We start from the raw sequence: 2,248 nt of genomic DNA on the forward strand, positions 1-2,248 counted from the left end.
GTCGGGGCCGCGGCCGGTGGCGATGCTCGCGAGCGGCCGCGGTGCCGGCCGCGCCAGCTCCATGGACCGCCCCGGCCTCGCCACGGCGCTCGACCGGCTGTACGCACCCGATGACGCGCTCGGGCGCGCCTGGCGCACCGGCCGCGCCGCGCGTGCCGAGCTGATGGCCGGCCTCAACGGCGCCGATGCCGGCGCCGATCGCGAGGCCGAAGACACCGCGCGCGGCTGGAGCGGCGACGCGATCCGGCTGGCGCGGCTGATGCGCAACGAACCGAAGCTGCGCGTCGCCGCGCTCACGCTCGGCGGCTGGGACACCCACATCAGCCAGGGCAGCGCCGAAGGCCAGCTCGCCCGCCGGCTCGGCCCGCTCGCCGACGGCCTCGCCGCCTTCGCGCAGGCCCTCGGACCGCTGCTCGCCGAAACCCTGGTCGTCGTGGTCTCGGAGTTCGGCCGCACCGTGCGCGAGAACGGCAACAGCGGCACCGACCACGGCCACGGCGGCGTGCTCTGGCTGCTCGGCGCCCGGGTGCACGGGGGCCGCATGCACGGCGACTGGCCGGGGCTCGGCGAAGCCGCCCGCTGGCAGGGCCGGGATCTGGCGGTCAGCACGGATTTCCGCACCGTGCTGTGGCGTGCGCTCGGCGCACACTTCGCGCTCGACGATGCCGCGCTCGCGCGCGTGCTGCCCGGCTTCAAGTTCCCTGCCGGGGCTCTGGACGGGCTGACGGGCTGACGCGAACCCGCACGCGCATCGCCCGGCCCTGCCCCGATCCTGACCGGCTCCCTTGTGCGGGGCGCGCGGCTCGGCCATCGTTTCCGTCCGTACCGGCGCGCCGCCGATCCGTACCGCACCGTACCGTGCCACCCGCGCGCCAGACCGATCCATGTTCCCGGGGGAGAAGAACGAGATGTCAGTCCGCTGCCGGTCGCTGCTGCATTGGTTCGCAGTGCTCGTGATGTGCACGGCCGGCACGACCGTGCCGGCCGATCCGATCGAGGTGAACCCGACCTACAAGGTGCACATGCTGTCGAAGCCGGCGGTCGTGCGCATCCTCGATGGCGCGATCGGCTTCATTCCGCTCGCCGACGGGCGCAAGGTCGAACTGCAGTCGATCAGCAGCGGCTCGGGCTTCTTCGTCTCGCCCGACGGCTACATCATGACCAATGCCCACGTGGTCTCGATGACGAAATCGGGCGACGAGGGCATCCGCCAGGAGCTGTTCAAGCAGTTCATCCTGAAGGCGCTGGCCAGCCGCAATATGCAGCCGACGCAGGAAAACGTCGCCGCGGTGCTGCGCTGGGCGCAGCAGAACGCCGGGCAGGTGACGCTCACGACCCGCGCCAACTTCGTGCTGCTGCAGGACGGCAACAAGCTGCGCTACGAGATCAAGTCCTACGGCGCACCGATGGGCGAGGAAGGCGGCCAGCTCACCGGCAAGGATGTCGCCATCCTCAAGGTCGAGACCCGCAACGCCCCGACGCTGCGCCTCGGCGATTCCGCGCGCATGCGCGTCGGCGATCGCGTGTTCGTGATCGGCTTCCCCGGCGCCGCCGATTCCGACCTGCTCGACAACCGCTCCTCGGTCGAGCCGACCACCAACGACGGCTCGATCTCGGCGGTCAAGACCACGGTCGACGGCATCCCGGTGCTGCAGACCAACACCAACACCACGCACGGCAACTCCGGCGGCCCGGTGCTGAACCAGAACGCCGAGGTCATCGGCCTGCTGACCTTCCGCGGCAACACCGTCAACGGTCAGGAAGTGCAGGGCTTCAACTTCATCGTGCCGTCGAACACCGCGCGCGAATACCTCGGCCCGGCCGGCACCACCAACACCGCCGGTCTGGTCGATCAGGGCTGGAGCGCCGGGCTGGAGCAGTACTGGGCCGGACACTTCCGCACCGCCAAGACCAAGTTCGAGGAAGTCGTCTCGCTGCAGCCGAACCACGCCGAGGCGCGCCGGCTGATCACCGAGACCCAGGAACGCATCCTGCGCGGCGAGGAAAAGCCCGACGCCCCGGCACCGGCCCCGCTGCCGATCGCACTGACGCCCCCGGCGCCGGGCCCGGCAACAGCGCCGGTGCCGACGCCCGCACCGGCCGCAGACGGCACCGGCACGACGCTGATCATCGCGATCGCCGCCATCGCCGTGCTGATCGTGATCGCGGTCGCCGTGCTGCTGCTGCGCAACCGCGGCGGCGGCCGGCCGGCACCCTAGGCGCCGCGTGCAGCGAAGCGCGCGAGCAG

General features: G+C 71.8%; 2 protein-coding genes. Both read left to right on the top strand.

Annotated features, from left to right (window positions below):
• On the top strand, nt 1–733 hold a 733-nt coding region (locus PKE44_RS18505), incomplete at its 5' end, for a DUF1501 domain-containing protein (protein WP_324554179.1).
• A 175-nt stretch (nt 734–908) separates the two neighbouring features.
• Nucleotides 909–2,219 carry a serine protease gene (locus tag PKE44_RS18510; RefSeq protein WP_324554181.1) on the top strand — a complete coding sequence of 437 codons (1,311 nt, stop codon included), beginning with the start codon at nt 909–911 and terminating at the stop codon, nt 2,217–2,219.
• Nucleotides 2,220–2,248: the final 29 nt, after the last annotated feature.

Origin of the sequence: Plasticicumulans sp. (assembly GCF_035331805.1) — a bacterium.
Classification (GTDB): Bacteria; Pseudomonadota; Gammaproteobacteria; order Competibacterales; family Competibacteraceae; genus Plasticicumulans.